Source organism: Helicobacter baculiformis (assembly GCF_900197685.1).
Taxonomy (GTDB): Bacteria; Campylobacterota; Campylobacteria; order Campylobacterales; family Helicobacteraceae; genus Helicobacter; species Helicobacter baculiformis.
In genome coordinates this window covers 1-5,640 of record NZ_FZMF01000056.1, presented here as the reverse complement: position 1 = coordinate 5,640, position 5,640 = coordinate 1, and the positions used below count along the sequence as shown (strand labels likewise).

The following is a 5,640-nucleotide window of genomic DNA, read 5'->3' as shown; positions in this document are numbered from 1 at the left end:
GGCTTGCTAGGTTAATTCTTTACGGAATAATGGCATGCATACAAGATGGAATGAAGGATTTTTATGTGTAACACCTGAGTGTATTTTATTTTTCAAAGAATTTTAAACTAAAATTAATAAAGAAAATCTCAGAATGAAAACTTTTTAACTTTTAAGGAGTCCCATGCAAAGGATTGTAAAAGAAATTCTACTAATACTAGTGGGCGTATCTCTTTTCCTCTCAGGTTGTGCTTTAAAGTCTACCAACCAAGAGCACGCAACAGCTGATGGAAAAATGAAGAAATCCACCTCTCTAAACTTTAACTACCCCATCGACATTAGGCAAGAGGATTCTAATAACCATACTATTGCTATCTTGGACCCGCACATCCAAGCAGGTGAAAATGTCCAGCCCTACATCGAGCAGTTCCAACGCGCTTTAGTAAGGCAGGTACAAGAAATCTTTCAGAAAAAGGGCTATCACATCATACACCTTGCATCTGCGCAAAATTTAACGCCTGAACAAAAAAATAAAATATACTCTATCTTAAAAATCGGGGGATGGGTGGCTATATTGGAGGATGCAGACATCAACACAGATAACCCAAAGGACACCAACATGAAAACAACGATAGATCAAAGTGCCGGAGCTGTTTTGTTTAAATTCTTTGAACCAAAGACAGGACGGACTACTCACAACTTTGCTATCAATGTGGGGGCAGAACATGCTATCACCTATTCCTATTTCCCCTATCTGCAACAAGCGACAAGCTCAGATAGTTTTGCCGGTGCAAACTCGATCAGTCGTGGGGCGACAAGTCTAGATAGTTTTGATGAGGCAAACTCGATCGGTCGTGGTGAAATAGACGAAAACCATGACGATGCTATCCATACAATTCTCAGTAAGGCGTACGGAGTTGTGATCAAAAAACTGGTTTCTTGGGTCAAAAACGCTAACTTAAAGCAGTACAGAAAGGCTATTGATCAGATTAGAAAATAGCTCCTCCAACAAACCACACACCTAACTGACTTGCAGGCGAACGCTTCTTGACACTCATGTCGCCAAGCCCCCTAGCTTTAACTATGGGGATATAATAGAGCTGTTCTGTTTGAAGCCATGATTTCTGCCAAAGTTAGGATCCCCTAACTTTAGCAACCGCGCGCTAACCCACCCCCAAACAAGGGTTAAGCCCGCTTGTCCTTCTTGCGCACCAAGTACATATGGAGCGTCTCCAACGCCTCACAAGCTCGCATATAGGACATGTCCACATCCAATAAGAGTTGCCCTAACTCCGCACGATCCCCCTTATCAAAGTGGGGGCTTTGGGCAATGCTCCTACAAAGCTTGCCGATCTGCTTATGGTGTTCTAAATCCTGCCACAATGTAACATGCACATGCACGCATAAAGTCTTTAAACTCGTTCTCTTCATTATATTCCTTTGATTATTCACATGCGCCCCTGCGCATGCTTTGACTAGATAGCAAATATCCAAGTCGCAATCAAGGGGCAAAGCTACAATCTTGACTAAAATTAGAACTCTTGCCCTTTAAGGGGGGATGTGGTAGAGTTAACCTTGCCCCTCTGAGTAAGATCGGTTCCATACTCAGCCCCTTTTGGGTCGTAACGTGGTCGGGAATCTGTGCGAGGGGGTTTAACTCCATCTCCGTCTTTATATGCTGTAATTACCCAATGGTTATTACCTTGTTCATTCCATCCCCTAGACAAGCCGACTCTAAAACTCCCATTCTGATTTTTAAGATGGATTGTATAAACCCCCGCATTCTCAAGCACTTCTCCCCCGCTTACGATCTCCTCTAACCCCCTAGCCAACTTCTGCAAAGGCGTACTACCCTCAAAGCCCTTAAAGTCCTCAAGATGCTTGGCAAAGATTTTAGATAAGCCCCACCCCTTAGCGCCTCTTCCCTCTCCTTTAAGATTGCCCCACACAAGATCAATATACCCCAAGTCTTCCCTATAGAACGCCCCTGCCACTTGCCTTAGGGGTGATCTTAAGGGGGCTTGTGCTACTCTCATTTAAAGGAGTCTGTATGTTCCCCTTGCCTGTGGATAAATTAACATTTTGGTTTAATGGAGAGTCTAAGCGGCTGTATGCGTTAGCCCAAGGTTCAGAATTCCCCGATAATGCGGTATTTGAATACGACTTTAAACGCGAATTTTGGGAGTCGTTTAAGTCTTTAGGCGATTTTCTCGCTAATACGGACTTCTCAGAAGTGGCGTTTTTATCTAAACTCACCGCAAAAGAAGTTAAGGCATTAATATCTAAGTCTACATCCTGAGCTAGGCGCTGACTCTCTTCTAGTAATGCGTTTAATTCTTCCCTACTCAAAGTCGGGTTAACCTCTTGCTCCCTCAAGATGTGGTAAATCTCATCTAACTTCTTCTTCACCCCCCAACTCTGCGCGGTATGTAATTGGACTTCACTTCCCACCCCGTTAAATTCAAATTGTACATGGATACCTTGATAACCACTACCTCTGTGGTGTAGCTCTAGGGTGGGCTCTATGCCCTGCGCCCTTAAGCTGTCCACAATGCGCACTAACTGACTGTCTAGCGCGTCTTTAGTGGGTGTGATTAGCGCCCCCCTTAATAAGTCATTGATCGCCCCTATATCCCCCCTCTTGCGCTTAATCTTGCTCTCTATACTCCCCACACTCTTAAGGATACTGCTAGCCTCTAGCCGTGCTATCACCCCCCTTAAGCCCCTCTAGTAGTAAAGCCCTTGAGCTTGGGAATTAGTGTTGCCTTGACTCTTAAGAGGCGCTATAGTATCTTGGGACTTGGTGGTTTGTTGTGGCGCGTCTAAGTTGACACTAGGCTTGGGGCTTAGCGAGTCTTCGCTACCTTCAGGTAGTCGTGAGCTCAAACCACCCTCTTTAAAAATGGGATTGTTCTCTAACTTGCCATTCTCTTTGTAAAGAGTTTTTAATTTTAATTCGTTCTTTTTAGTGCTAATGGTCTCTACAACCACTACATAGCCGTTAATCTGCTTGCCACTGATCAAGACCTTTTGATGGTGTTTATCCGTATCAAGCACATGTTTATCTGCATTGTTGACAATATCCCCATAACTAACAATGTCCTCTCTTGTTACTGCGGGCTGTTGCCCTTTTTTTACTAAAATAGCCCCCTCTCCATGCCGTGCGTCAATATGCTTTAACGCGTCCCCATTAAAGGTAATTTTGATAGGGTATTTAGGATCAAAATCTAGTTTATTGTTCAATTCCTTATCTTGGGGCGCAAAATCCCCCACCCACACCTTAGTATTACGCTTCTTGACTTCCTCTAAAAACTCCTCTGTGATCTCTTCAGGCTTAGCTCTTCTGAGAGGCTTACTAGGGTCTAATAAATCCTCCCCTTGACTTTTTAGCTCTTGGGTGGTAGGGTTGGGTTGATTTGCTCTGCCATTCAACGCTTTAGCGGGTAATGCGGGACTAGCGATTATTGGAAGCCCGGGCGAATCGCTTATTAAAACCTCTCCCCCTTCTTTAATCTTATTCTTAAGGTTATTGAGTGTTTTAGGCGCATTGCTAGTAATGACCCATTCGCCGCTATCTCCCCGCGCCACGCTTGCAAAAAACTTTACGCCTCCAAAGTCTTTAACAAAAATCAACGCCCCGTCTGCTTGTTTGAGCACCGCGTTAGGCTCTTCTAAAGTCGGTCTAATCAAGGGTAAAAACTCTTCTCTTTGGCGTTTAGCTAACTTCGCCAAACTCCCCCGTGTGAGTTGGATTGTCTCCCCTTTGAGTATGGGTTCTAAAGCTTCTTGAACAGCAGGGCTAAAGGCTCATCTAGACTATTAAGATCAAAGGCTTTTAACCATGCCTGTTCTAGATCATTCTTACTAGAATGTAATTTTCTTTTCCAGCCTCCACTAAGTCCCACCACTGGGAGGTACATAGAATGTGTTATAGGCATAAGATTGTCAAGCCTAATTTAGATTTTAAAGATTTAAAGCAGATGTGGAATGCCAATGTGGCTTATTCCAAGGGAACTAAAAATCACTATTTTAGATGGCAAGAAGACATTGATTATAAGATTTTTGATGCCAACGCTCTATGTGAGTCAGCACTGCTTTTTTATGGCTCATCAGGTTGTAGGCAGCTATATTTTTTGCTCTGCAAGTTAGCTACACGGAGCAAAAGCAACAAGATTGCTTTAGATAGGCACTATGCTAGCTACGCGTTGCAAATCATGCTTAGAACTCTGCGTTTGAATTTAGACATCTTAGAAAAGGTAGGCTTGATTTCTTTAGTGAAAGGGAAAAAGCGTTATGCCTATATCTACCTGAAGGATTACCGGGAATTGGAAACTTATAAGTCTGTGGGCTCGAACAAGAAAGCCAATATGCCCACACCTTTTTTCTTGACCCTTTTAGCTTATTATCGAGAGATTGCCAAAGCTTTAAAAGAAGTTGCCCTAAAATTGAAGGGTAGACATGGATATTATGTCCTGAAATTCCCTAGAGATAAAGGGCGTATGCGCCGTTTTAATGATGTTATCTTAGAGTTTAGTCCCTTAGACGATCCCAATACAACCGTCTCTATGACTTACGAGCAACTCACGGGCAAGCAAATCCCTAACATGAAGTGTTTTTATCAGATCGCCATTGTCAAGAAAAACTTAAAAGAAGCTTTTGATAGTCAAATGGTTTTAGGAGAAGCTGCGTGAGCAAACACCTAAAGTCGCTGTTCTGCGTATTGCTGTATGTAGGCGTGTTGCACGCTGGAGGTTTGGAGAGCCTGCAAAATGCCATCCAAACATGGCTAAGTAGTGGCAAAGCCAAATTAATCCTCACCATTATCTTTATAGGCATTGGCATCTTTGTATGGAAAAACCTAGATCGTTGGAAAGAAATTTTGCTCACAGTGATCGGAGTGATATTAGGCTCACTAATCTTTTTTGGTGCGCCCAAACTCTCTGATTGGTTCTTGCAAATTTTTCAATAGGAGAGTTAAGGTGCAAATAGTGAGTGTGGGCGTGCCCAATTTAAGAGAGATTTCTACCAAAGAAAAGTTTCTATGGCTCAATGCTAAGAGTTTTTTAATTTGTCTGCTCGTGCCCTTTGTGTTATTGCCCACGATTGGGATTTTATACTCCTTGTTGCTCTATGGAGTGTTCTTATTGGCATTTAGCATTTTAGAATTTTTTGATGAGGACATTAGCGATATTTTGATAGCGCGCTCTAAGATTAAGACCAAGAGTTCTAAGTTCTATGCGTGAGAGAGAAGGAGAAATATGGAGAGCAAAAGAAAAGTAGTTCTTGAACTGAGAGGACCTACTTACAAGGAATGCAAGAAGCATGCCAAAGAAAGCAATGTGGATTTAGAAACTTTTTTAGCCTCTATATTGGAAGAGTACTTCTATCCAGTGCCTTCAGTTGAAACAAAACATCTGCGAGAGCTTCAAGTGGCGATGGATAGAATCCCAAAGGCTTTGATTCAAATGGGGACTGTTTTAGCACTACAAGGGCGTTTTGAAGAGGCGCACGCAATACTTAGAGGGTTAGAAAACAAGATTTTAGAGCATCTGGAGATGGCTAAGTAGTGCTAAGTGATTTCTTGACCTTTTGCAAACACAAGAGCATTGACTACCTAGCAGGGGCAATGCCTAAAGTCTACTCTATGGCTGATGAGAACAA

At 42.7% G+C, this 5,640-nt stretch carries 10 protein-coding genes; 5 read left to right on the top strand and 5 right to left on the bottom strand.

Annotation, left to right across the window (positions count from 1 at the left end; all coding sequences use genetic code 11):
- The first annotated feature begins 163 nt into the window (after positions 1-163).
- Complete coding sequence (locus C6G87_RS07295; RefSeq protein ID WP_104752856.1) at positions 164-979, top strand: HpaA family protein; 816 nt, start codon at positions 164-166, stop codon at positions 977-979.
- 185 nt (positions 980-1,164) lie between these two features.
- Here the strand turns inward: C6G87_RS07295 and C6G87_RS07290 are convergent, their stop codons facing one another.
- From C6G87_RS07290 to C6G87_RS08530, 5 genes are all read right to left on the bottom strand, one after another.
- Entirely contained in the window at positions 1,165-1,410 is a 246-nt protein-coding gene (locus C6G87_RS07290; RefSeq protein WP_104752855.1) for a hypothetical protein, read from the bottom strand.
- Positions 1,411-1,511: 101 nt separating this feature from the next.
- Positions 1,512-1,946, bottom strand: a complete 435-nt coding sequence (locus tag C6G87_RS07285) for a putative barnase/colicin E5 family endoribonuclease (RefSeq protein ID WP_104752854.1) — start codon at positions 1,944-1,946, stop codon at positions 1,512-1,514.
- 7 nt (positions 1,947-1,953) lie between these two features.
- Entirely contained in the window at positions 1,954-2,691 is a 738-nt protein-coding gene (locus C6G87_RS07280) for a nucleotidyltransferase family protein (protein WP_104752853.1), read from the bottom strand.
- Positions 2,692-2,706: 15 nt separating this feature from the next.
- The gene (locus C6G87_RS07275; RefSeq protein ID WP_267892710.1) at positions 2,707-3,732 is read right to left on the bottom strand and encodes a PBECR3 domain-containing polyvalent protein; all 1,026 of its coding nucleotides are present in this window, start codon (positions 3,730-3,732) and stop codon (positions 2,707-2,709) included.
- Between the two features lie 23 nt (positions 3,733-3,755).
- A complete protein-coding gene (locus C6G87_RS08530; protein WP_158653130.1) occupies positions 3,756-3,899 on the bottom strand; it encodes a hypothetical protein in 144 nt (47 codons plus the stop codon).
- Between the two features lie 3 nt (positions 3,900-3,902).
- Here C6G87_RS08530 and C6G87_RS07270 point away from each other — a divergent pair, with 3 nt between their 5' ends.
- From C6G87_RS07270 to C6G87_RS07255, 4 genes are read left to right on the top strand one after another with little or no spacing between them, the layout of a single operon-like run.
- The gene (locus C6G87_RS07270; RefSeq protein WP_104752851.1) at positions 3,903-4,670 is read left to right on the top strand and encodes an integrase; all 768 of its coding nucleotides are present in this window, start codon (positions 3,903-3,905) and stop codon (positions 4,668-4,670) included.
- Entirely contained in the window at positions 4,667-4,948 is a 282-nt protein-coding gene (locus C6G87_RS07265) for a TrbC/VirB2 family protein (RefSeq protein WP_104752850.1), read from the top strand. The genes C6G87_RS07270 and C6G87_RS07265 overlap by 4 nt, the downstream gene beginning before the upstream one ends.
- 10 nt (positions 4,949-4,958) lie before the next feature.
- Positions 4,959-5,222, top strand: coding sequence for a competence protein ComB (locus C6G87_RS07260; RefSeq protein WP_104752849.1), 264 nt, complete (start codon positions 4,959-4,961; stop codon positions 5,220-5,222).
- 15 nt (positions 5,223-5,237) lie between these two features.
- Positions 5,238-5,546: a hypothetical protein gene (locus C6G87_RS07255; protein ID WP_104752848.1), complete on the top strand. Its 309-nt coding sequence runs from the start codon at positions 5,238-5,240 to the stop codon at positions 5,544-5,546.
- Positions 5,547-5,640: the final 94 nt, after the last annotated feature.